Origin of the sequence: Arthrobacter sp. TS-15, assembly GCF_006964045.1 — a bacterium.
Classification (GTDB): domain Bacteria; phylum Actinomycetota; class Actinomycetes; order Actinomycetales; family Micrococcaceae; genus Arthrobacter.
Genome location: NZ_SDXQ01000017.1, coordinates 34,891 through 59,222 on the forward strand (window position 1 = coordinate 34,891; position 24,332 = coordinate 59,222).

Genomic DNA, 24,332 nt, shown 5'->3' on the forward strand with positions numbered 1-24,332 from the left:
AGAGACGACGTCAGGAAAACCATCATGACCGCCATTCTTGAACCGCAGCAGACGGATCGTGAGGCAGCCCAGCGCGCCTACGAGTTGGACCGCAAACACGTCTTCCACTCCTGGTCCGCACAGGACACCCTGGATCCCATGGTCATCACAGCCGCAGAGGGCTCACACGTTTGGGACGGTGAGGGCAACAAGTACCTGGACTTCTCTTCCCAGCTGGTCAACACCAACATCGGGCACCAGCACCCTGCCGTCGTCGCAGCAATCGCCGCACAGGCAGCCAAGCTGTGCACTATTGCTCCCAGCTACGTCAACGACGCCCGATCCGAAGCCGCACGGTTGATCGCCGAGCGAACCCCGGGGGAGCTGGACAGGATCTTCTTCACCAACGGCGGAGCGGACGCCAACGAGCACGCCGTCCGGATGGCCCGCTTGCACACGGGCCGCCACAAGGTCCTCTCCGCCTACCGCTCGTACCATGGCGGAACGCACTTAGCCGTTAACATCACCGGAGACCCACGGCGGTGGGCCAGCGACAACGGCTCCACGGGCACCATCCACTTCTTCCCGCCATACCTCTACCGCACGGCATTCCACTCCACCACCGAGGCAGAAGAAGCCCAGCGCGCCTTGGAGCACCTGGAACAGCTGATCGAGTTCGAAGGCCCCTCCAGCATCGCGGCCATCATGTTGGAGAGCATCCCCGGAACGGCGGGGATCTACGTTCCTCCGGCCGGATACATGCAGGGTGTGCGGGAACTGTGCACCAAGCACGGAATAGTCCTCATCGCCGACGAGGTCATGGCCGGCTTCGGACGCACCGGCAAGTGGTTCGCCGTCGAGCATTTTGACGTTGTCCCGGACCTCATCACCTTCGCGAAAGGAGTGAACTCCGGCTACGTACCGCTTGGTGGCGTTGCCATCAGCCCGGAAATCGCAGCCACTTTCGGTACACGCGCCTATCCCGGCGGGCTGACCTACTCAGGCCACCCCCTGGCTACCGCGGCCGCAGTGGCCACCATCAACGCCATGGAACGCGAAGGCATGGTGCAGCACGCGGCAAACCTGGGCACCGACGTGATCGGCCCGGCGCTCGCCGGATTCGCCCAACGCCACCGCTCCGTGGGCGAAGTGCGGGGCCGGGGTGTTTTCTGGGCCATCGAGCTGGTCAAGGACCGCGCCACCCGCGAACCACTGGCTCCTTATGGTTCTTCCAGCCCCGAAATGAACCAACTCGTGGCGGCCTGCAAGTCACGCGGTCTCATCCCCTTCGCCAACTTCAACCGCATCCACGTGGTTCCGCCCTGCAACATCAGTGCTGAGGATGCCCGTGCGGGTCTGGCGATCCTGGACGACGTCCTGGACATCGCGGACACGTTCGCGGAGTAGCCGTGCTGCAACAGTCCCGTTTCCCGAGCCGGTGGTGGCGTTCGGGGAGCGGGACCTGCCGGGGGATAAATCCAAGGAAAAACTTTACGCATTTGCAACTTACTAGGTAGTCAAGCGAAACCGGAAGGGCGGAAACTGTAGCTATCCGCCCCGGAAGGATCCGCCATGCCTACGCACCTGAACCAAGCAGTAGCCGACTCGGCGCTGCTCATGAAGTCTCTCCCGCTTGGCCTCCTCCGTACCGTTCTCCAATCTGACGCGGAGAATGGCATCACGCCGCAGCTTTTTGCAGAACTCAGGGAACTCGCCCGCGTCCCAGGCCTGCTGGTGGCGTGCAACTACGGTGGAACACTTTGCTCCGCCGAGGGGGTTTCCACCGAAACGCTGCCGTTGGATAGCGCGGCGGTGGCGCTCCGTGCGCTCGCAGCCTTGCCCAATACTCACACGGCCATCATTTCCGGACGCTCCTTGCGGGATCTTGCAGCGGTTTCGCGGCTTCCGGCCGAGGTTCATCTGGTGGGTTCCCACGGTGTGGAGTTCGACATGGGCTACGCCTACACCCTTTCGCTGGCCACGGAACAGTTGCTCCAACACGTGGCTACGGCGCTGACCGAGGCGGTGGGCTTTGAGAAGGGCATCAGCATTGTCCGCAAGCCCGTGGGGGTAGCGGTGCATACCCGGCCGGCCACACCCGAGGTAGTGGACAGGGTGGTTTTCCTTTCGCAGAAGATCGCCATCGAGTTCGGGCTCTACTTCATCATCGACGGCTCCGTCCTGGACCTCACCGTGGAAGAGCCGGCCAAAGGCCAGGCGCTTGAGCAGCTACGTGCACGGCTCGGGGTAAGTGCCGCGCTGTACGCCGGTGACGCCGAGAGCGACGAAAAAGCAATCGCCACCCTGCGCGGACCGGACCTCGGCCTTCATGTGGGTTCCGGGGATACGACGGCGGCGCACACCATCGCTGACCCGGAAGCCTTTGCGCGCGTACTGGCGTTGCTGTTCGAACTCAGACGGGCATGGCTGTTTGGCGAAGATGCGGTGGGGCTGGAACGGCATTCCATGATCGGCAACGGGAGCTCCACAGCATTGCTGACCCCGGACGCCAAAGTCTGCTGGATGAGTCACCCCCTTCCGGATTCCGGATCCATATTTGCCCACATTCTTGGCGGTGAACCCGCCGGTCACTTCAGCATAGAACCGGTGAAGCCATCGCAGGTGCTGGCTCAGCGGTATGTGGATAACACCATGATCGTGGAGACGCGCTGGGCTGACGTGACGGTGACCGACTACTTGGAACCTGCACCCGAAGGGATCACCAGCCTGGTGCGGGTGCTCTCCGGGACGGGCTCTGCGCGCGTGGTGTTCGCGCCCAGGCCGGACTACGCCAACGCGCCGTTCAGCATGGAGGTCCGGGGCGACGAGGTCCATATCATGGGTACTTCGGATCCGATCATCCTCTCCGCACCCGGGGTTTCGTTCCGGATTACCAGCGACGGCAAATACGCCACGGCCACCGCAGAGGTTCCACTCAACCAGGGCCCCGTGGTGTTGAACCTTCGCTGCGGTGACACCGAGCCGCCACCCGCGGACCCGGGCGGCGAACCAAACCGGCGCACCGCCGTCGGGCAGTCCTCCCGTGACTGGATCAAGGCACTGCAGCTGCCCACCATCAAAACATCATTGGTGCGCCGCTCCGCGTTGGTGCTGAAGTCGCTTGTTCATGAGCCCACCGGCGCCGTGTTGGCCGCGCCCACCACCTCCTTGCCTGAGGGTATCGGCGGGACTCGAAACTGGGATTACCGCTACTGCTGGCTGCGTGACGGGTCCATGACCGTGAATTCCCTGGTGTCGTTGGGCTCCACGCAGGAGGCCGACGGGTTCCTTGCCTGGCTGGACCGCATCCTTCAAAATGCGCCGGGGCCCGAGTGGCTGCACCCTCTGTACTCGGTGACGGGTGCGCCGCTCTCCACGGAGGCAATTGTGGAAAGCCTGCCCGGCTATGCGGGGTCACGACCGGTGCGCATCGGCAACGCGGCGGACCACCAGGTGCAGCTGGATGTGTTCGGGCCCATCGCCGATCTGATCCACGATCTTGCTGAACGCCGCGGGTTCCTGCCCGAACAACACTGGTTCCTGATGGAGCAGATGGCCCATGCGGTGCTGGCCCGCTGGCATGAACCTGACCACGGGATTTGGGAAGCACGACGGGCCCCCAGGCATCACGTCTACACCAAAGTGATGTGCTGGGTGACGCTGGACAGGGCCCTCCGGGCCGCCGCCCTGCATGGGCGCTTGCCTCATGCGGACTGGGCCGTCACTGCCGCAACCATCCGGGAGGAAGTCCTTCGCGAGGGCTGGGATGAGTCCGCAGCTTCTTACACTGTGGCCTACGACAGCCCTGACCTGGATGCCGCGGTCCTGCACATCGGGCTCTCGGGCCTGCTGGATGTCCAGGACCAGCGCTTCCTGGATACCGTCACGGCGGTTGAACGCGAGTTGCGCGTGGGACCCACCGTTTTCCGATACAGGTACGACGACGGGCTGCCGGGTTTGGAGGGTGGCTTCCACATTTGCACCACTTGGCTGATCGAGGCGTACCTGGCTGTTGGCCGCTTGGATGATGCCTTGGAGTTGTTCAATCAGTTGGTGGCACTGTTCGGACCCACTGGCCTGTTGCCGGAGGAGTACGATCCCGGCACGGAAACACATCTGGGCAACCATCCTCAGGCTTACTCGCATCTGGGCTTCATCCGCTGCGCCCAGCTCTTGGACTACTACCTGGCCAGCGCGGACGTGGAGTAACCCTCGCTTGGGCGGCACAGCTAAGTGAGCAGCAGCGCCACGGCGATCATGGCCGGCACAGCCACGATGGTGGTGATCAGCACGGTGTCCTTGGCCACGGTGATTCCCGCTTGGTAGCGGTTGGCTGCAACGAACACATTTTGGGCCGTGGGCAGGGCCGAAGTGACCACCACGGCAAACAACGCGTGACCATCCATGCCCAACGCGAAGCGCGCGAACAAGTAGGCGATCAGGGGATGGACAACCAGCTTGAATCCGCTGGCCAACAAGGTATCCAACCTCCGGCCTGCGGCTTTTTGCAGTGGCTTGGACCCGTTCAAGCTCATGCCGAAAGACATCAGCATGGCCGGAATCGCTGCGCCGCCAATGAGGTGGATGGGCTCCAAAATCAGTGTGGGGACCTGGAATCCAGTGCCCGCCACCAGAAGCCCCAGCGCTGAGCCCACGATCATGGGGTTCTTCACGATCATCAGCAGGAAACGCACGGGAGTGGTGCGGTGCGAGCTGGTGCTGGCGTCCAGGGCCATCAGGTACATCGGCGTGAAGAACGCCAGCTGGAAGATCAACAGGGGAGCCACATAGCTGGCGTCACCCAGCACGAACACGGCGATGGGGATGCCCAGGTTGGCCGAGTTGGCCAGGGACGCGCTCATGGAGGACATGAGGGCTTCCGGCATGGTTCGTTTGAGCCAGAACTTCACCATCAGGAAGAACAGCAGGCCCGTCACCACAGCGCCCACGGCAGTTACCAGCAACGGGGCGGCGAAGACGTCATGCAGTTTGGCTTTGCTCAAGGTCTCGAACAGGAGCGCCGGACTCGCCACGAAGAAGGTCAGCGAGCTTAGGACGGACCGGGCGTTCTCACCCAGGATGTTCCGGCGTCCAACGAACATGCCCACCAGGATGATGGCCCACACCACGAAGAACCCGGAAAGGACGCCGATCATGGCGCTGTGCGGGCGGTGGTTTGCTGGGTCACGGTTCCCAGCCTAGCCAGAACCGCCGTTCGAGTAAGCGTTTTCTGCCGAGAGTTCCGTCATACGGACTCACAACGCACTCGACGTCGGCCCTCCGGTGAGTGCCGACGTCGAGCGTTGCTGTAGAGACTTAGCTGAGGTGCGCCGCGTTACTGAGTGCGTGCGGCGGGCGCATGAGCCCGGGAGTATGGCCCTCTGCGGGATCGTTGCCGAGCTGCAGGATCTTGTTGTCCTTGCCCACGTGGACAACCCTGGGCTCGTATGTCCGGGCTTCTTCCGTGGTCATCTCGGCGTAGGTGATGAGGATGACGGTATCGCCAACGTGGACCATATGGGCGGCCGCCCCGTTGATCCCGATCACGCCGGAACCGCGCTCGCCGGCAATGGTGTACGTCTCCAGCCGGGCGCCGTTGGTGACGTCCACAATGGAGACGAGCTCGCCGGGAAGGATGTCGGCCGCGTCCAGGAGGTCCAGGTCGACAGTGACGGAACCGACGTAGTGGAGGTCGGCGTGGGTCACCGTCGCGCGGTGGATCTTGGACTTGAACATTGTGCGGATCATAATGCGATCAGTTTACCGCGGCACCCTCATCCGGCGCTGTGACGTACCAGACGTTCGGCCGATGGCGGTGTGGCTTCCTGACCTTGATTGAACGATGGATGGCCGCAAAGCAACCCCTGCGGGTTGTTTCGCGGCCATCCTCTTGCCAATGAGGGTCAGAAGGCCACGCCGCTGACCTCAGGGGCCGGCTCGTAGCGCGCCAGCTCCGTTCCGGCGGCAGCCAGCTTACGCAGCTGGTCCAGTCCGCCATCCACCACACCGGCAGCACGCGCCTGCACCAGCACGTTGCCCAGCGCGGTGGCTTCGACAGGTCCTGAAACCACAGGCTTTCCGGTGGCATTCGCGGTGAGCTGGCACAGAAGCCGGTTCTGCGAACCGCCGCCCACAATGTGCACCACGTCCACGCTGCGGCCGGTGAGCCGTTCGGCGTCGGCCAGTGTGCGAGCGTAGCCGGCCGCGAGGCTGTCCATGATGCAACGCACGACGGCGGCAGGACGGTCTGCGAGCAGCGCACCTGTGTTGCGCACGGCTGCGCGGATGCGGTCCGGCATGTTGTCCGGGGCGGTGAAGGCGGGGTCGTCGGCGTTGATCTGTGGGCCGCCCTCAGGCAGCGCCGCAGCTGAGTCCAACAATGCCGGCAGTGATTGGCTGAACCCCTGCGCAGCCCAAGCCCTCTGACATTCGCTGAGCAGCCACAGGCCGCCTACGTTTCGCAGGTACCGGATGGTGCCGTCCACGCCGCGTTCGTTGGTGAAGTTGGCCTTGCGGCTTGTTTCAGTCAGCACAGGCTTGTTCAGTTCCACTCCTACCAGCGACCATGTGCCGGAGGAGATGTAAGCGAAGTCCTGTTCCCGGGCGGGAACGGCTGCGACGGCCGAGGCTGTGTCGTGCGAGCCGACAGCCACCACTGTGGTGTCAGCGGGCAGGCCGGTCCGCTCCAGGATCCCCGGGAGCAGTGTGCCCACAGTTTCTCCGGGCTGGACCAGTGGAGGGAAGACGTTCCGGGGCAGGCCCAGCGCGTCCAGGAATTCTGTTGCCCACTCACCTTTCACGGCATCGAAGAGTCCCGTGGTGGACGCGTTGGTGGCCTCGGTCCTGCGCTCACCTGTCAGCAGGAAAGCGATCAGGTCCGGGATCAGCAGAGCCTGCAGCCCTTCCAAATGCGGTTCGGCAGCGAGCTGGTAGATCGTGTTGAACTGCAGATATTGCAAGCCGGTGGTGGCGTACAGCTTTTCCGGCGGAACGGCTGCATGCACCCGCTGCACCGTGGCCCGGCTGCGCTCGTCCCGGTAGCTGAACGGAACCGAGGTGAGTTCACCGGCGTCGTTCACCAATCCGTAGTCCACAGCCCAGGTGTCGATGCCGATGCTGGTGATGTGCTCGCCGTTCGTGGCCGCCACGCAAGCGGCGGCCGTCAGTCCCTTGAGTACCTCTGCGAAGAGGGCGTCGAAGTCCCAGTGGAGGCCGCCGTCGAGCTCTACGACGCCGTTGGGGAAGCGGTGGATCGTCTCAAGGGAGACGCCTGTGGAGGGGGAGACGCGGCCCAGCATGACGCGGCCCGAGGAGGCTCCGATGTCGATGGCGGCGAACACTGTGTTGGGGGCTGTGGGAGCGGACACCGCCCCGGCGTGTGCCGGGGCGGTGTTCACGGTGGTTCCGTGGGTCACTGTTGGTCCTAGCGGAGGAAGGCTGCTGCCACGCCGGCGTCCACGGGGATGTGGAGGCCGGTGGTGTGGGAGAGCTCGTTGCTGGTGAGCACGGACGCGGCGTTGGCGACGTGTTCCGGGAGGACTTCGCGCTTAAGGAGCGTGCGCTGGGCGTAGTACTTGCCCAGTTCCTGCTCGTCCACGCCGTACACGGCTGCTCGCTTGGCGCCCCAGCCGCCGGCGAAGATGCCGGAGCCGCGGACTACGCCGTCGGGGTTGATGCCGTTGACCCGGACGCCGTACTCGCCCAATTCGGCGGCAAGGAGACGGACCTGGTGGGCCTGGTCTGCCTTGGTGGCGGAGTAGGCGATGTTGTTGGGGCCGGCGAACACGGAGTTCTTGGAGGAGATGTAGATGATGTCTCCGCCCAGGCCCTGCTCGATCATGACCTTGGCCGCGGCCTTGGACACCAGGAACGAGCCCTTGGCCATGACGTTGTGCTGCAGGTCCCAGTCCTTCTCCGTGGTCTCCAGCAGCGGCTTCGAAATAGACAGGCCGGCGTTGTTGACTACCAGGTCCAGGCCACCGAACGCGAGCACGGCTTCCTGGATGGCAGCAGCGATCTGGGCTTCGTCGGTCACGTCGGCCTGGACGCCGATGGCGACGTCGGAACCGCCCAGTTCCTCGGCGACCTTTTGCGCGTTCTCAAGGTTGAGGTCGGCAATCACGACGCACGCGCCGTCGGACGCCAGACGGGTGGCGATCGCCTTGCCAATGCCCGACGCCGCTCCGGTCACCAGCGCGATGCGGGTGGCGTGGGACTTGGGCTTGGGCATGCGGGCGAGCTTGGCTTCTTCCAAGGCCCAGTACTCGATGCGGAATTTCTCGGATTCCTCGATCGGGGCGTAGGTGGAGATGGCCTCGGCGCCGCGCATCACGTTGATGGCGTTGATGTAGAACTCGCCGGCCACGCGTGCGGTCTGCTTGTCCTTGCCGAAGGAGTACATGCCCACGCCGGGGACCAGCACGATTGCCGGGTCCGCACCGCGGAGGGCCGGGCTGTTTTCGTCAGCGTGCCGGTCGTAGTAGGCCTGGTAGTCCTCGCGGTACGCGGCGTGCAGTTCCTTGAGGCGGTTGGTTGACTCCTCGATGGTGGCGCCGGCCGGCAGGTCCAGGACCAGCGGTTTGACCTTGGTGCGTAGGAAGTGGTCCGGGCAGGAGGTGCCCAGCGCGCCGAGGCGCGGGTGCTCTGCGGACTCAAGGAATTCAAGCACGACGGCGTCATCACTGAAGTGCCCCAGCTGCGGCTTGTCCGTGGAAGCCAAGCCGCGGATCACGGGAGCGAGGGCGGCTGCCTTGGCCCTGCGCTCGGTCTCCGGCAGGGCGCCGTAGCCGGGGAGCTTGGCGCCGAAGGGTTCGGTCTTGCCATTGTCCTTGATGTAGTTCTCGGCCTGGTCAATGATCCAGAGCGAGTTGGCCTCTGCTTCTTCGCTGGTGGCGCCCCAGGCGGTGATGCCGTGGCCGCCCAGGATGGTTCCGATGGCCTGCGGGTTGGCTTCCTTGATCGCCGCGATGTCCAGGCCGAGCTGGAATCCGGGGCGGCGCCAGGGAACCCACACCACTTTGTCGCCGAAGACCTTGGAGGTCAGGGCTTCGCCGTCCACCGCCGTCGCGATGGCAATCCCCGAGTCAGGGTGCAGGTGGTCAACGTGCGCAGCGTCCACGAGCCCGTGCATGGCCGTATCAATGGACGGCGCAGCGCCGCCCTTTCCGTGCAGGCAGTAATCGAACGCGGCCACCATTTCGTCTTCACGCTCGACGCCGGGGTAAACGGACTTGAGCGCCTGCAGTCGGTCCAGCCGGAGTACTGCGAGGTTCTCAGCCTTCAAAGTGCCGAGGTCGCCGCCGGAGCCTTTGACCCACAGGAGCTCAACGTCCTGGCCGGTGACAGGATCCTTCTCGGTGCCCTTGGCGGAGGTGTTGCCGCCGGCGAAGTTGGTGTTCCGTTTGTCCGCGCCGAGTCGGTTGGAACGGGAAATCAGTTCTTCAACAGTGGTGTTGGTAGTCATGCTTAGGCGCCCCATCCGGCTTGCTGGCCGCCTGCGCGGTCCTCGTTGATCTTCTTCTGGTATCCGCTGGCCTTGTACGCGGCCATCGGATCGGCGGGCAGGCCGCGGGATTCGCGCCACTCGGCCAGGACCGGGCGGACATCGGTGTAGAAGGCATCGTTGAAGATGCCGTTGGCGGCCAGGACATCCCCGGCACGCTGTGCTTCGGAGAGTGCTGCGGTGTCCACGAGCAGGGCGCGGGCGGTCATTTCCTGGACGTTCAGGACCGAGCGGATCTGGCCCGGGATCTTCTCTTCGAGGTTGTGGCACTGGTCCAGCATCAGCGCGACACCGGAGTCCTTGCCGAAGCCGCCGCCGCGGATGACCTCGTGCATGATGCGGAACAGCTGGAACGGATCAGCCGCGCCCACAATCAGGTCATCATCGGCGTAGAAACGGGAGTTGAAGTCGAACGAACCCAGCTTGCCCAGGCGCAGGAGCTGCATGACGATGAACTCGATGTTGGTACCCGGGGCGTGGTGCCCGGTGTCCAGGCAGACGAACGCCTTCTCGCCCAGGGCAAGGGTCTGCGCGTAGGAGGTTCCCCAGTCCGGAACATCGGTGTGGTAGAAAGCGGGCTCGAAGAACTTGTACTCCAGGACCAGGCGCTGCTCGTCACCGAGGCCCGCGTAGATCTCTTGGAGGGACTCGGCCAGGCGGTCCTGGCGGCCGCGGATATCGTCCTGGCCCGGGTAGTTGGTGCCGTCAGCCAGCCAGATCTTCAGGTCCCTGGACCCGGTGGCGTGCATGATCTCGATGCACTCCAGGTGGTGATCGATGGCCCGGCGACGCACGGACTCGTTGGAGGACGTCAAGGAGCCGAACTTGTACTCGTCATCCTGGAAGGTGTTGGAGTTGATGGTACCCAGCCCGACGCCCAACCCTGCAGCGTATTCACGCAGCGCTGCGTAGTCATCAACCTTGTCCCAGGGAATGTGCAGCGCCACAGTAGGAGCGAGCCCCGTGAGTTCGTGAACCTTGGCGGCGTCGGCGATCTTTTCCTGAACGGTGCGCGGTGTACCCGGGGTGCCGAAGACCTTGAACCGGGTCCCGGAATTCCCATAGGCCCAGGACGGCACTTCAATGGCCAGTTCCCCTAGACGGCCCAGGGCCGATTCTGTGGTGTTCATGCTTGTTCCTTTTGGTACTCGTGGGCGGGGTCTTTATCTATATGTGTGACGCCGGCGGCGGCTGTGACGTCGTCCGCCGCGGCAAGCTGGTCTTCAAGGTTGAAAACTTCTTCAATGACTTCGAAGCCCTGGTCTGGAGGGAGGTCACTGTTGGCGAACAAGGTTGCCATCTCGGCCTGCCAGCGGGCGTTAACCTCAGTGATTGCCATGCGGGCCTGCGCTTCTGCGTAGTCTTCGCATTCCAGGTAGCCGATCAATTGGCCATCCGGAGCGAGGAACAGGGAGTAGTTGTTCCACCCTGCGTTTTTCAGTGCGGACAGCATCTCCGGCCATACGGCGGCGTGGCGCTGCTTGTACTCGGCCATCAGTTCCGGCTGGACTGAAGAGCGGAAACAAACCCTCATGTTCGGATCTCCAGGGTTACTCGTCTTTGAATCGTTTCATTTGTTACGATTCAAATTACCCTCGTAAACGGGAGGGTGTCAAGGCGTTTCCAACACATTGACGTCAGCCAGCGGAGATCGGAAAGCATGTCCCAGACAGCCAGCATCAAAGACGTTGCCACTCACGCCCAGGTAGCAGTGGGAACTGTTTCCAATGTGCTGAACTATCCGGACAGGGTTTCGCAGAGGACCAAGGAACGTGTCCTCAAATCCATTGCTGAACTCGGCTTCGTCCGCAACGACGCCGCCCGTCAGCTCCGCGCCGGCCAAAGCCGCACCATTGGCCTGATCGTGTTGGACGTTGGAAACCCCTTCTTCTCCTCAGTGGCTCGCGCGGCGGAAGATGCTGCGGCGGCCCTGGGCAGTGTAGTGCTGGTGGGGGACAGCGGTCAGGACTCCTCCCGCGAAGCGCACTACATGGACCTTTTCCAAGAGCAACGCGTCCAAGGCCTGCTGATTTCTCCGGTAGGAGATGTGGGGGAGCGGATCGATACCCTCCGCGAACGCGGCGTGCCCACTGTTCTGGTGGACGAACTCGCGGACACCGATCGCTGCAGCTCGGTCTCCGTGGATGACCAAGAAGGTGGCTACTTGGCCGCCAAGCACCTGCTGGACCAGGGCCGCCGTCGTTTAGCTTTTGTTGGTACGCCGTCCATACGACAGGTGGCCAGCCGACTCAAGGGCGCGCAGCGTGCCGTCAGCGAAGTGGCGGATGCCAGCATTGAAGTGCTCGACTCCGCCGGACAGACCGTTCTTGCGGGCCGACAAGTAGGCAATAGCCTGGTGGAGCGCTCGCCGGAAAAGCGTCCCGAAGCCGTGTTCTGCTCCAACGACCTCCTGGCACTCGGCGTCATGCAATCGTTGACCATGCTGCGGACCGTCCGGATACCCGAGGACATCGCGCTCATTGGCTATGACGACATCGATTTCGCCATTTCCGCAGTGGTCCCACTGTCTTCCATCCGCCAGCCCACTGAGGCGCTGGGCCGGACCGCGATCGAGCTGCTCGCGGAAGAACAGGAGAGCGGCGGGACCAAACACCGATCCGTAGTGTTCACCCCCGAGCTGGTGGTCCGCCAAAGCACTGCCGGCGCTTAGCTGCGCTCCTGCCCAGTTAGTCCCCGAAAAGCCCGGATTCCCGCGAGCAGTTTCGCGGAAAGCCGGGCTTGTGCCCCCCCCCGTTGCCTCGGCTAACTGGGCAGGAACGCGCTACAGGGTGTAGATGCTCCACGACGCCCTGTGCTCGGCCCCGGGTTCCAGTCGGATCAGGTCTGTTCCGCTGTTGAAGGCATCCGGCGGACACGTCATGGGCTCCACGGCAAGGCCGATTCGCCCAGGGATCGGTGACGGCTTGTCTGCCGTATGGATCTGCAGCCAAGGGCAGCTTTCGTCCCAGGACATCCCGACGCCGGACCCTCCGACGCCGGTGCCCGCCGGGTCGCGGACGGACAGCCGCGCCAGCCCGCCGTCGAACGTTATGTCCGTAAAGGCGTGGTCGATTTCGGTGGTGCCGATGGCGCGCGGGGAACGGAAGTCGAAAGCGTGCCCCTCCACGCCCACCACCTCAACGGGCAGCAGCCTGTCCGGGGTGACTTCCAAGAATGAATCCGCAGCGAACTCAAGCACCCACTCATCCAGGGGCGACGAGCCGGCCACCAGGTACGGGTGCGGGCACACGCCGTAGGGAGCTGCGATGTCAGCGGCGTTCCGGGCAGTCACCGTGGTGCGCAATCCGTCAGCGTCCAGCACGAACCGAGCCGACAGCTCCAGCACGAACGGGTAGCCCGCGGTGGGACCCACCGTGCACGTCAAGGTGAGTGAGCCGGCGTCGGACTCTTTCAGGGTCCAATCGAGCGGGAACGCCAGGCCGTGCAAGGCAGTACCCCGCTCCGGTTCGTTCATCGGCACCTGGTAATCGACGCCGTCGAACGTGTATTTGCCGTCTGCGATCCTGTTAGGCCACGGCGCGGCAATGACGCCGCGGTAATCCGGGATTGGGCCACCCTCCGGAAACGGGACAACCAGATCCCGGTCCTCAAACTGAAGAACGCGCAGTGCGGCCGCCCGGGCGGTCACAACTGCCGTGTAACCGCCAGCGCTCAGCGTGAATTCAGTGCTCACAGGCCGCCGGCCAGCTTGTAGTACGCGGCGTTCCAGTTGAGTTCCTTTTTGAACTGTTTGATGGTGGTGTCCTCATCAATGGTGAGAAGTTCGGTTTTGGCGATTTCGGCGAAGTCCTCGAATACTTCGAGGCCCACCTGTGTGGACAATACCGTGTGGTGCGCGGCGCCGGCGGTGAGCCACGCGGCGGCCGATGTGGCGAAGTTGGGCTTCGGTTCCCAGAGCGCGCGGGCTACGGGCAGGTTGGGCAGCGGCTGGTCAAGGTCGACGACGTCAACCACGTTCGCCACCAGGCGGAACCGATCGCGCATATCGGACAGCGCTACGACGATGCCGGGGCCGGCGTCGGTGTCAAACACCATGCGGACGGGGTCTTCCTTGCCGCCAATTCCCAGCGGATGGATCTCCACCCGCGGCTTTGTGGCCGTCAGCGAGGGACAGACTTCCAGCATGTGGGCACCCAGGATCTTCTCCGAGCCGGGCTCCAAGTGGTAGGTGTAGTCCTCCATGAGCGACGCGCCACCGGGCAGGTCGCCGCCCATCACCTTGGCCGCGCGGACCAGGATGGCGGTCTTCCAGTCACCTTCGGCACCGAAGCCGTAGCCGTCGGCCATAAGCCGCTGGACCGCCATACCGGGGAGTTGGCGCAGTTCCCCCAAATCCTCGAAGGACGTGGTGAACGCTGCCGATCCGTTGGCTTCAAGGAAACTGCGGAGCCCCAGCTCGATCTTGGCGCTGTAGCGCAGCGACTCGTGGCGGGCAGCGCCCTTTTTTAGTTCGTCGGCCACCTCGTAAAGTCGCTCATACTCGGCAACCAGGGCGTCGACGTCGGACTCTGCAGTTGCGTGGACAGCGTCAGCGAGCTCGTTGACGGACCAGGTGTTGACCGAGACGCCGAAGCGAAGCTCGGCTTCTGTCTTGTCACCTTCTGTGACGGCGACGTTACGCATGTTGTCACCAAAACGGGTCAGCTTCAAGGTTCGCACGGCGGCCCATCCGGCCGAGGCGCGCTGCCACGCACCCACCTGGCGGGCCACCTCAGGGTTGCTGACATGCCCGACGACGGTCTTCCGCGGCACGCCGAGGCGCGACTGGATGTACCCAAATTCGCGGTCGCCGTGGGCAGCCTGGTTGAGGTTCATGAAGTCGAAATCGATGTCAGCCCAGGGCAGGTCGCGGTTGGCCTGGGTGTGCAGGTGCAGCAGCGGTTTGCGGAGCAGGTCCAGGCCCTGGATCCACATCTTGGCGGGGCTGAACGTGTGCATCCAAGCGGTCACGCCAATGACGGAATCGTCTGAGTTGGCTTCCAATGCGGTGCGGCGGATGGCATCGGAATCGGTGAGGACCGGCTTCCACACGAGCTTGACGGGAACATCGCTGTTGGCGTTGAGGGCGTTGGCAATCTCCTGCGACTGCGCTGCCACCTGCTTGAGGACGTCCTCGCCGTAGAGGTGCTGGCTACCGGTGAGGAACCAGACCTCGTACTGGCCCAGGGACGTACTGTTGGCGGAAGTGTTGTTGGCGCTGGGCATTTAGTGGCTCCTGAGGTGCTTTTGAGTTTCGAGTGGCTTGGGTGGTCCGCAGTGGCGGCCGGGTTGTCCGCTTTAGCGGCCGTAAACGTTCTGGTATCGGTTGTAGAGGGAGTCGATCTTGTCCTGATCAATGGGCAACGGCTCGCCCAGCTGGCGGGAGATGTGGACCGTCCTGGCCACTTCCTCGCACATCACTGCTGCCTTGACTGCATCGCGGGCGGACTTGCCGATAGTGAAGGGACCGTGGTTCTGCATGAGCACCGCGGGGGAGCTGGAGTTCTTCAGAGTCTCCACGATTCCCTGGCCAATGGAGTCGTCGCCGATCAGCGCGAACGGTCCCACCGGAATCGATCCGCCGAATTCGTCGCCCATCATGGTCAGTACGCAGGGGATTGCCTCACCGCGTGCAGCCCAGGCCGTGGCATAGGTGGAGTGCGTGTGGACCACGCCGCCTACCTCAGGCATGTGCCGGTAGACGTACGCGTGCGCGGCGGTATCGGAGGACGGGGAGAGGTCCGGGTTGCCCCAATCCACGGTCCCCGCGCTGCCGGTGTTCATTCCCCGCACAGGTGTGCCATAAAGGTCGGTGACCACCATGAGCTCGGGTGCGAGGTCATCGTAGGAAACGCCCGACGGTTTGATCACCATGAGATCGTGCCCGGGGATGCGGCCCGAGACGTTGCCAGCGGTCCATACCACCAGTTCGTAGCGGGTCAGTTCGGCGTGCAGATCGCAGACTTCCTTGCGGACTTTGGCAATGGACTCCAAGAGCGTGCTCATGCCGAGGCTCCTTCCAGGGCGGCGGGCTGGTCGGCGTGTTGTCCGGAGCCTTGGATTGCCGCGCGCTGGATGGCCTTGAGGCGGTGCATGACGTTGTTGGTGCCGCGGCCGAAGTAATCGTGCAGAGCCTTGTATTCCTGGAAAAGGACCTCGTAGGCGGCAACGTTTTCCGGGATGGGGGTGTAGACCGCGCCAGGAGCGGCAGCCATGGACGCTGCGGCGTCGAGGATGTCCTTGTATTTCCCTGCGGCCACGGCGGCGTGGATTGCCGAGCCCAGCGCAGGACCCTGCTCCGATCCGATGGTGGAGAGCTGCAGGCCGGTGATGTCGGCGTACACCTGCATCAGGAACTTGTTCTTCAGGAGCCCGCCGGCCACGATGAACTCCTTGACCGGGACGCCGGAATCGCGGAACGCGTCCACAATGGTGCGTGTGCCGAAGGCTGTGGCTTCCAGGAGTGCCCGGTAGGTGTCCTCCGGTTTGGTGGCCAAGGTCTGGCCTACCACTACGCCGGAAAGTTCATGGTCCACCAGCACTGAGCGGTTGCCCGAGTGCCAGTCCAAGGCGATCAGTCCATGCTCGCCGATTGCCTGCTTTTCCGCGAGTTCGGTGAGGTATTCGTGGATGCCCAGGCCCTTGTCCTTGGCGGCTTGGTGGTATTCCGGCGGGACGCCGTTCTTGGTGAACCAACCGAAGATGTCGCCTACGCCGGACTGGCCTGCTTCGTAACCCCAGAGGCCATCCACAATGCCGCCGTCCACTACTCCGCACATGCCCGGGACTTCGCGGAGAACGTCGCCATTCATGACGTGGCAGGTGGAGGTGCCCATGATCGCGACGAGCTGCCCTGGTTCAACGGCGTTTGCGGCGGGTGCGCTGACGTGGGCATCAACATTTCCCACAGCCACTGCGATTCCCGCAGGAAGCCCGGTCCAGGCCGCTGCTTCTTCCGTGAGGTAGCCGGCGGCATCTCCCAAGCGGCCGATGGTGTGTTCAAGCTTTTGGGACACAAAGTCTTTGAAGTCCGGGTTAAGCGCAGCCAGGAAGTCCCGGGAGGGGTACTTTCCGTCCTGGTAGATGCCCTTGTACCCGGCGGTGCAGGCGTTGCGGACGTAGCTGCCGCAGAGCTGCCAAACGATCCAGTCGGCGGCCTCAACCCAGTGGTCCATGGCGCCGTAGACTTCCGGATCTTCCTCGAGGAGCTGCAGCCCCTTGGCGAACTCCCATTCGGAGGAGATCAGGCCGCCGTAGCGGGGAAGCCATGATTCGCGCCGTTCTTCGGCGAGCTGGTTGATGCGGTCGGCCTGTGGCTGGGCTGCGTGGTGGCGCCACAGTTTGACGAAGGCGTGCGGGCGATCCGCGAAGCGTTCCAGTTCGTTCAGCGGCGTGCCGTCCGCCGTCGTCGGAACCATGGTGCAAGCGGTGAAGTCGGTGGCGATGCCCACCACATTTTCCGGGTTGATTCCGGCGTCGGCGACGGCGGACGGGACAGCGTTGCGCAGGACGTCGCGGTAGTCGTTGGGTACTTGGAGGGCCCAGTCGGCAGGGAGTCGCTGTCCGCTGCCGGGGAGTGTTTCCGACACGACAGCGTGCGGGTATTCAAAGACGCCGCTGCCGATCTCGGCGCCGTCAGAAACGCGCACCACGACGGCGCGGCCGGACAGGGTTCCATAGTCCACGCCAATGACGAACTGCTCGTCCAGCGGGAGGTTTTCAGAGGTATTCATGGGGTCTCCATCCGGCTGGCCTGGGCCTCATTGCCGGGGGTAGGGGTGGAAAACTGAAGAAGGTCTGATGCAATTGTTAGCGCTCACAACTTTGATGTCAAGAGCGGGCCGCGCGGAATGGGTCCTTCTGAAGAAGTCAGTGGCTGGCGCACCCAAGTACGTAGCAGCTGAGCACGTTTAGAGTCCTCAAAACGTGCTCAGCTGCTATTTAGTTGGGAGGGGGATGCCTAGCTGGCTGCTTGGGCCGTGGTGGATCGGACCACCAGCCGCGGCGCCACCGTGGCAGGCGTGCCCGTGGCGCCGCTCTCCAGCCGATCCAACAGCAAGCCAATGCATCGCCGGCCGAGCTCCTCGAAATCCTGCGCCACGGTGGTCAGTGGAGGTATGAAATATGCCGACTCCGGTTGGTCGTCAAAGCCCACTACGCTGATGTCCTCCGGCACCCGGACGCCTACTTCATTGAATGCCCGGAGAACGCCAAGAGCCATCTGGTCATTGGCCACAAAGAGAGCCGTCACGGATCGATCCGCGGCGATCTTCAAGCCTTCCCGGTACCCGCACTCAGCGCTCCAGTCGCCCTCGATAAGGGTCTCCGCCTCGATCCCGGCCACGCCCAGCGCATCCCGCCAACCCTCGATCCGGGCAGCGGCATCAATCCAATCAGCAGGCCCGGACAAGTGGCCGATCTGAGTGTGGCCGAGGTCCAAAAGGTGCTGGACCGCGAGCCGTGCCCCCTGCTTCTGATCGACCGTGGCGCCGCTGAGGTGTTCGTCGCCCACTGACCCCACGGCCACCAGCGGAACCTGGGCGGTGACATCGCGGAGGACGTCGAACGTACCCGGGTGGGGAACAGTGACCACGATGCCATCTACGCCTTGGTCCATGAAGTGGGCAATAGCGTCCTTGATGGTCTCCGGGGTGACTTCCCGCAAACCGGCGACGCTCACAAAATAGCCCGCATCCCGGGCGGCTTGCTGCACACCAAGGAGGGTGTGAGACGGCCCGTACTGTGCCATTTCGCTGCCGAGCACGCCAATGGTCTGGGAACGCCGCGTCACCAGGCTGCGAGCAGCCGTGTTTCGTCGGTAGCCCAGCTCGGTGATTGCCTGTTCCACGCGCTCGCGGGTCTTGGAACTCACGTTGGGGTGGTTGTTCAGAACGCGCGACACGGTTTGATGCGAGACGCCTGCCACGCGGGCCACATCCTCCATGACAGGAGGTCGCTGATGTGCAGATTGTTCAATGCTCACCCTGTCACGATAGAGCACCGGTGTGGGATCAGCCTTTCGCGGCCCCCGCGGCGTAAAGCCGGTACCGGGCCAGGAACCCAGGAACTCCGGAAGCACTCTGCGGTGTCAGCTCCCGCCCTTCAAGCTTCCAGCCCGGGAGCTGACCGGTGAGAACGCCTGCGGCCTGCCTGGCAGCGCCATCGGCCACGTACTCGCCGGGCCTTGGGACGAAGACAGGCAAGCCGAAAGTTGAGGCTGCAATCTGTTGGACGGCGTCTGATTGCGCTCCGCCGCCAATCAGAATGATGCGCTGGGCAGAGACACTCTGCGCCTGCAGAGCAGCCAGCCCGTCGGCCAAGGAACACAGCACACCCTCAATGGCTGCCCGGGCCATGTTGGCTGGAGTGTAGTTGGAGACGGTGATGCCGTGGAGCGATCCCGTGGCATCGGGCAGGTTGGGTGTCCGCTCCCCGTCGAAGTACGGGACGAGGGTCAGCCCGTCGGCGCCTTCCGGAGCTGACAGGGCCAGGTTGCCGAGTTCCGTTAGGGTCACTCCCAGAAGTGCAGCTGTCGCGTCGAAGATCCGGGTCGCATTGAGCGTGCAGGCCAGCGGAAGGTAGTTGCCGGTCGCATCCGCGAAGCTTGCCACGAGTCCGCTGGCATCATGAGAGGGAACATCTGATACCGCGAACACCGTCCCCGATGTTCCGATCGAAATGACAACGTCCCCGACGGCGGCGTTGACGCCCAGCCCTGCTGCGGCGTTGTCTCCCGCACCCGGGCCGATCAACGCGCCCGTGGGAGTCTTGCCCGCCGCTTCCAAAGGCCCGACGACGGTTGGCAGCACCGGGACGTGGCCCAGCGTGCGTTCCAGGACTGCGGGTAAGTACTCCCCAGTGGTTGCCGAAAAGTAGCCTGTGCCGGAGGCGTCGGAACGGTCGGTGCGGAGGAGCTCCAACGATGCCGGGCCGGTTCCGGGTCCGTGACCCGCCAAACGCCAAGACAGCCAATCATGCGGAAGGCACACCGCAGCCGTACGTTGGGCATTGGCGGGTTCGTTCCCTGCGAGCCAGCGAAGCTTGGTGGCGGTCAGGGATGCTACGGGAACTGTGCCTGTGGTGGATGCCCAATATGCTGCCCCGGCGGCGGCATCGCCACCACCGGCCTCAAGGATTAATTCCTCTGCGTCGGGCGCCGAACGGGTATCGTTCCACAGCAAGGCCGGTCGGACGACGTTGCCGTAGTCGTCCAAGCACACCATGCCGTGCTGTTGTCCACCGATGGAGACGGCATCGACGTCGTCAAGGCCGCCTGCCTGGCTGATCGCGTCCTGCAGGGCTGTCCACCAGTGATCCGGGTGGACTTCGGTGCCGTCAGGGTGGGAGGCCCTGCCCTGGCGCACCAAGGTACCGGTGACGGAGTCCCGGATGATCACTTTGCAGGACTGGGTTGAGCTATCGATCCCGGCTACGAGAGGCATGCGTTAATCCTTTTGGGGTCCGCCGCCAAGCCGTTCCGTGAGTGAATTCCGGAACGACCTGGCGGCGGGATATCAGTGTGGTGGTCTGATTTAGCGGGCGCCGAGCAGGTGCTCGATGGCCAGCTGGTTGAGGCGGACGAAAGCGAACGAGCGTTCGGCGGCCTTGTCGGCGTCGAACGTTTCGAAGGCGCTGGCGTCAGCGAGCAGGTCCGCCGTGGTTTCGCCGGCGTTCAACGTCGGCTCACCCAGCTCGAACACGCCCGACGTAGCAAGTGCCTCCTGAACGTCTGGATCAGCGCGGAAGGCCAAAGCGCGTTCCTTCAGCAAGAGGTACATGGACATGTTGGACTTGGCCGATTCCCACACGCCGTCGTAGCCGTCGGTACGTGAGGGCTTGTAATCAAAGTGGCGGGGGCCATCGTATTTTGGTCCGCCGTTGGGGAAGCCGTTCTCCAGCAGGTCCACCGTGAAGAAGGCGCTGGTGAGGTCGCCGTGGCCGAAAACGAGGTCTTGGTCGTACTTGATGCCGCGTTGGCCATTGAGGTCAATGTGGAAGAGCTTGCCCGCCCACAGGGCCTGGGCGATGCCGTGGGTGAAGTTCAGCCCGGCCATCTGTTCGTGACCGGTCTCCGGGTTGAGGCCCACGATGTCGCCATGCTCGAGCTGCGCGATGAACGCCAGGCCGTGGCCGACCGTGGGGAGGAAGATGTCGCCGCGGGGTTCGTTCGGCTTGGGCTCGAGCGCGATCCGGAGGCCGTAGCCCTTTTCCTTGATGTACCCGGCTGCGGTGTCCACGCCTTCCTTCATGCGGTCCAGCGCTGCGGAGAGGTCCTTGGAGCCGTCGTATTCGCTGCCTTCACGGCCGCCCCACATCACGAAAGTCTCTGCGCCAAGCTCTGCGGCGAGGTCAATGTTCCGGAGGATCTTGCTGAGGGCAAAGCGGCGGATGGAGCGATCGTTCGACGTGAAACCGCCGTCCTTAAATACCGGGTGGCTGAAGAGGTTGGTGGTCACCATAGGCGTCTTCAGCCCGGTCTCTGCCAAGGCTGCCTTGAAGTTCTTCAGAATGAGGTCGCGCTCGGAGGCGGTGGCGTCAAAGGGGATCAGATCATTGTCGTGGAAAGTGATGCCGTAAGCGCCCAGCTCGCTGAGTTTATGCACGGCTTCCACAGGGTCCAGTGCCGGACGGGTGGCCACGCCGAAGGGATCGGCGCCGGTCCATCCGACAGTCCAGAGGCCAAAGGTGAAGCGGTCCTGCGGGGTGGGCTGCGGGGTCATATTTGCTCCTTTGCAAAGCACTGGGGAAGAACTTGAAGAAGTGCATTCCAATTAGTTTTCAATCTGAACTATATGGGGGATAATGGATCATGGTCAATGGAAGCCGGAAAAAAGTTCTTTGAATCTGCAGGGAGGTCCCACGCCAGTGAATGAAGCAGCCGCGCCCGGGCGTGTAGGGGACGTCCGCCGTCGAAATCTTTCGCTCGTCTTGGACTCCATCGCCCGAACCGGGGACGCCAAACCCAGCCGCGCACAGCTCGCGGCCGGAACCGGACTCACTAAAGCCGCCGTATCCAGTCTTGTTGCCGACCTCGTGGAATCCGGGCTGGTTTCCGAGGTGGGTCTCTATCGTGACGGCGAGCGGGGTCGGCCGGGGCAGGGGCTCGAACTCAGCTCGCGCCGCGGCGTGGTGGGAATGGAAATCAACGTTGACTACCTGGCTGTTGGGCTGGTGGACCTTGGCGGAAACCTTCGGTTCCACTCAACCGTGGAGTCGCGGAACCGCGGTCTGGCTCCGGCCAAGGTTATGGAACGCCTTGGCCTCTTGGCGGCTGAGGTGAAAGCCGAGGCCGCCGCCGCCAACATCGCCATCCTGGGTGGTGGCCTCGCGGTCCCGGGGCTGGTGGATGAGCAGCGCAACCTTGTCCTTTCCGCGCCCAACCTGCACTGGGAGCAAGAGGAGCTGAATCCCCGGGCCCTGCTGGAGGGCGCCCCGCTGGGTGTCAGGTTGTCCAACGAGGCCAACAGTGCTGCTCTCGGTGAGCTTTGGTATGGCACTGGCCAGCCGGACTTCCTCTATGTTTCCGGCGAAGTCGGCGTGGGCGGTGGCGTGATCATCGGCTCCGAGCTTTACACCGGGCCGGGCGGCTCTGCGGGCGAGCTCGGCCACATCGTAGTCCACCCGGATGGGCCGGGCTGCTCCTGCGGGGGCACGGGATGCCTGGAAACGTTCGCTGGCCAGGAAGCCATTTTTGAGGCCGCCGGAACTCCGCAAGGTGCGCTGGGCGAGCGCACGGAACTGCTTCTAGCGGCCTTGGCTGCCCAGGAACCGCAGGCCACTCAGGCAGTTCACGACGCCGGGAGGTACTTGGGCGTTGCGCTCGCCTCTTCTGCCCGCTTGATGGACATTGAGGCCGTAGTCCTTGGTGGGCACTTCGCCGTGCTTGCGGAGTGGCTCAGGCCGGCGCTGCTCACAAGTTTGGAGCGATACGCGCCAGGCCTACTGGCTCCGGGCAACCTCACAGTTTCCACCCTTGAGCACTCCGGGACGCTCCTCGGCGCTGCCGGCCAAGTGATCCGGTCCGTGATTGAATCGCCGTTTGAGTTCCTGCTGGCGAGCAAACTGGCGTAGCACGCCTTGTGGGGATTAACTGGCGTGGGCGCTTCCCTAGCATTCATCAGCATGCTTACTATTGATGGGTCAGCTGTTCGCGAATAACCAACCCCACGGACGAGTGCCCCATGACTACACAAGACTCAGCCCACACCAGCACGGCCAAGGCGCAGACCGCTCCTTCTCCGGAAGATTCGCGTAAGCCCGACAGCCCGAATGACCTCGCCAAGCCCACGTGGATGTACATCGCCAAGCGGACCCTCCGGGAGTTCACCAAGGATCAGTGCCCGGATGCAGCGGCAGGGCTGACCTACTACGCCGTCCTTGCACTCTTCCCCGCACTCCTGGCGTTGGTCTCCCTGCTGGGAATCTTTGGAGACGCAGGAAAAACCACGTCCGCGCTGCTGGATATCGTCCAGCAGTTCGCCCCGGGGCCGGGCGTTGACACCCTGCGACAGCCAATAGAGGAACTGACCAAATCCAACGCGGCCGGCTTCGCGTTCATACTCGGCATCGTGGTCGCACTGTGGTCGGCCTCCGGTTACGTGACCGCTTTCAGTCGCGCCATGAATCGTGTGTACGAAGTGGACGAGGGCCGCGGATTCGTGAAACTGCGCGGCACCATGCTCGCCGTTACCATCGTTGCCGTTGTCGGCGCTGGGCTGGCAGCTGCCATGCTGGTCCTGAGCGGACCCGTGGCGGAGGCCATCGGCGGTGCCATCGGGTTGTCCGAAACCTTCTTGACCGTATGGAATATCGCCAAATGGCCGGTCCTCATAGTTATTGTGGTCGCGATCATTGCCGTGCTCTACTACTTCACGCCCAACGTCAAGCAGCCCAAGTTTCGCTGGATGAGCATGGGCTCTCTCATTGCCTTGGTGATTTTCGCCCTTGCCTCGCTGGGCTTCGGTTTCTACGTTGCCAACTTCAGCAACTACAACAAGACGTACGGTGCCCTCGCGGGCGTCATCATCATGCTGCTGTGGCTCTGGATCCTCAACATGTCCTTGCTGTTCGGCGCCGAGTTCGACGCCGAAATGGAGCGCGGCCGCCAACTCCAGGGCGGCATTGAGGCCGAGGAGAGCATTCAACTCCCGCCGCGCGATACCAAGAAGAGCGACAAAATGCAGGAAAAGGAAGACGAAGTAATTCGGGACGGCGAAGAAATCCGTGAAACCCACGGCGACGAGCCCCGGACAGGCAAGTAACCCGAATGGAGACTCCCGCCGCAAGCACTGACATGCGCAGCAAGAAGCTCAAAGCCATCAAGAACGGCGACAGCGTCCGGATCAGCGATGAGGTTTTTCAGGTCAACTCCGTGGAACCTGAAGAAGGCTCCCGGAACATCAAGCTGGAACTGGAAGGGCTCGACGGCGGCTCGGTCACCTTGATCGGCCGGCCGAAGGCCCGCATGCAGCTGACTGCTCGAGCTTCATGAGCGATCAGGCTTCTGCGGGGAAACCCTGATCGGCGTCATCCCACCAGCCCTCCCAGGCGCTGGAGGTCAGGCGTTCGGTGGCGACAGCAGGGGCGTGTTCGCTGGCGGAATCGCCGGACGGCCCGCTGTGGCTGCCGCTGGCGTCGAGGAAAAAGGTCAGTGTCTTCAAGAGCATCATGGTGGTGTCCTTTCAGGGGTTTCGTGGACGTCTTTGTCCAGGTAAAACCAGCGTAGGTGCCCATTGTTTCCTCCCATCGACGCCATGTTTCAGCTGTGTACCACTTATCTCACCTGCGCGTTCGAGGACTTTTAGCTGACACAAAAGCGGGCCCCTGCCGTGACCTTGGCAGGGACCCGCTG

At 63.5% G+C, this 24,332-nt stretch carries 20 protein-coding genes; 6 read left to right on the plus strand and 14 right to left on the minus strand.

The genetic code is table 11. The annotated features are described in order from the left end of the window. The first annotated feature begins 24 nt into the window (after window positions 1–24). Together EU811_RS06690 and EU811_RS06695 are read left to right on the plus strand one after the other, a co-directional pair. Window positions 25–1,386 carry an aspartate aminotransferase family protein gene (locus EU811_RS06690; RefSeq protein WP_142937705.1) on the plus strand — a complete coding sequence of 454 codons (1,362 nt, stop codon included), beginning with the start codon at window positions 25–27 and terminating at the stop codon, window positions 1,384–1,386. Window positions 1,387–1,551: 165 nt separating this feature from the next. Next, entirely contained in the window at window positions 1,552–4,188 is a 2,637-nt protein-coding gene (locus EU811_RS06695; protein WP_142937706.1) for a trehalase-like domain-containing protein, read from the plus strand. Between the two features lie 20 nt (window positions 4,189–4,208). Here EU811_RS06695 and EU811_RS06700 read toward each other — a convergent pair whose 3' ends face one another. The 6 genes from EU811_RS06700 to EU811_RS06725 all read right to left on the minus strand — a co-directional run bounded on the left by EU811_RS06700 (window position 4,209) and on the right by EU811_RS06725 (window position 11,015). Next, the gene (locus EU811_RS06700; RefSeq protein WP_142937708.1) at window positions 4,209–5,135 is read right to left on the minus strand and encodes an AEC family transporter; all 927 of its coding nucleotides are present in this window, start codon (window positions 5,133–5,135) and stop codon (window positions 4,209–4,211) included. A 160-nt stretch (window positions 5,136–5,295) separates the two neighbouring features. Next, window positions 5,296–5,727, minus strand: coding sequence for an aspartate 1-decarboxylase (gene panD / locus EU811_RS06705; protein ID WP_178995752.1), 432 nt, complete (start codon window positions 5,725–5,727; stop codon window positions 5,296–5,298). A 155-nt stretch (window positions 5,728–5,882) separates the two neighbouring features. Beyond that, window positions 5,883–7,394 (minus strand): rhamnulokinase, encoded by a 1,512-nt coding sequence (locus EU811_RS06710; RefSeq protein ID WP_142937709.1) that lies wholly within the window; start codon window positions 7,392–7,394, stop codon window positions 5,883–5,885. An 8-nt stretch (window positions 7,395–7,402) separates the two neighbouring features. After that, a complete protein-coding gene (locus EU811_RS06715) occupies window positions 7,403–9,442 on the minus strand; it encodes a bifunctional aldolase/short-chain dehydrogenase (RefSeq protein WP_162520266.1) in 2,040 nt (679 codons plus the stop codon). 2 nt (window positions 9,443–9,444) lie between these two features. After that, complete coding sequence (gene rhaI, locus EU811_RS06720; protein WP_142937712.1) at window positions 9,445–10,611, minus strand: L-rhamnose isomerase; 1,167 nt, start codon at window positions 10,609–10,611, stop codon at window positions 9,445–9,447. Then, window positions 10,608–11,015 (minus strand): L-rhamnose mutarotase, encoded by a 408-nt coding sequence (locus EU811_RS06725; RefSeq protein WP_142937714.1) that lies wholly within the window; start codon window positions 11,013–11,015, stop codon window positions 10,608–10,610. The genes rhaI and EU811_RS06725 overlap by 4 nt, the downstream gene beginning before the upstream one ends. A 126-nt stretch (window positions 11,016–11,141) precedes the next feature. On the opposite strand from EU811_RS06725, the gene EU811_RS06730 reads away from it, so the two are divergent. Beyond that, window positions 11,142–12,152 (plus strand): LacI family DNA-binding transcriptional regulator, encoded by a 1,011-nt coding sequence (locus EU811_RS06730; RefSeq protein WP_142937715.1) that lies wholly within the window; start codon window positions 11,142–11,144, stop codon window positions 12,150–12,152. 111 nt (window positions 12,153–12,263) lie between these two features. Here the strand turns inward: EU811_RS06730 and EU811_RS06735 are convergent, their stop codons facing one another. The 7 genes from EU811_RS06735 to xylA all read right to left on the minus strand — a co-directional run bounded on the left by EU811_RS06735 (window position 12,264) and on the right by xylA (window position 21,201). After that, a complete protein-coding gene (locus EU811_RS06735) occupies window positions 12,264–13,175 on the minus strand; it encodes an aldose 1-epimerase family protein (RefSeq protein WP_142937716.1) in 912 nt (303 codons plus the stop codon). Continuing rightward, window positions 13,172–14,707, minus strand: coding sequence for an L-arabinose isomerase (araA, locus tag EU811_RS06740; protein ID WP_142937717.1), 1,536 nt, complete (start codon window positions 14,705–14,707; stop codon window positions 13,172–13,174). Before araA ends, EU811_RS06735 begins: the two co-directional genes overlap by 4 nt. 72 nt (window positions 14,708–14,779) lie before the next feature. After that, a complete protein-coding gene (locus EU811_RS06745) occupies window positions 14,780–15,487 on the minus strand; it encodes an L-ribulose-5-phosphate 4-epimerase (RefSeq protein ID WP_142937718.1) in 708 nt (235 codons plus the stop codon). Further along, window positions 15,484–17,214: a ribulokinase gene (araB, locus tag EU811_RS06750; protein ID WP_142937719.1), complete on the minus strand. Its 1,731-nt coding sequence runs from the start codon at window positions 17,212–17,214 to the stop codon at window positions 15,484–15,486. The genes EU811_RS06745 and araB overlap by 4 nt, the downstream gene beginning before the upstream one ends. A gap of 227 nt (window positions 17,215–17,441) precedes the next feature. Continuing rightward, entirely contained in the window at window positions 17,442–18,425 is a 984-nt protein-coding gene (locus EU811_RS06755; RefSeq protein WP_142937769.1) for a LacI family DNA-binding transcriptional regulator, read from the minus strand. Between the two features lie 67 nt (window positions 18,426–18,492). Next, window positions 18,493–19,923: a xylulokinase gene (locus tag EU811_RS06760; protein ID WP_142937720.1), complete on the minus strand. Its 1,431-nt coding sequence runs from the start codon at window positions 19,921–19,923 to the stop codon at window positions 18,493–18,495. A gap of 90 nt (window positions 19,924–20,013) precedes the next feature. Continuing rightward, window positions 20,014–21,201, minus strand: a complete 1,188-nt coding sequence (xylA, locus tag EU811_RS06765) for a xylose isomerase (protein WP_142937721.1) — start codon at window positions 21,199–21,201, stop codon at window positions 20,014–20,016. An 82-nt stretch (window positions 21,202–21,283) separates the two neighbouring features. Between xylA and EU811_RS06770 the strand changes: the two genes are divergently transcribed. From EU811_RS06770 to EU811_RS06780, 3 genes are all read left to right on the plus strand, one after another. After that, window positions 21,284–22,552 (plus strand): ROK family transcriptional regulator, encoded by a 1,269-nt coding sequence (locus EU811_RS06770; protein WP_142937722.1) that lies wholly within the window; start codon window positions 21,284–21,286, stop codon window positions 22,550–22,552. Window positions 22,553–22,662: 110 nt separating this feature from the next. Next, window positions 22,663–23,742: a YihY/virulence factor BrkB family protein gene (locus tag EU811_RS06775; protein WP_142937723.1), complete on the plus strand. Its 1,080-nt coding sequence runs from the start codon at window positions 22,663–22,665 to the stop codon at window positions 23,740–23,742. Window positions 23,743–23,747: 5 nt separating this feature from the next. Then, window positions 23,748–23,972 (plus strand): hypothetical protein, encoded by a 225-nt coding sequence (locus EU811_RS06780; protein WP_142937725.1) that lies wholly within the window; start codon window positions 23,748–23,750, stop codon window positions 23,970–23,972. A gap of 4 nt (window positions 23,973–23,976) precedes the next feature. On the opposite strand, the gene EU811_RS23770 is transcribed toward EU811_RS06780, so the two are convergent. Next, a complete protein-coding gene (locus tag EU811_RS23770; RefSeq protein WP_165450167.1) occupies window positions 23,977–24,150 on the minus strand; it encodes a hypothetical protein in 174 nt (57 codons plus the stop codon). Window positions 24,151–24,332 lie beyond the last annotated feature (182 nt).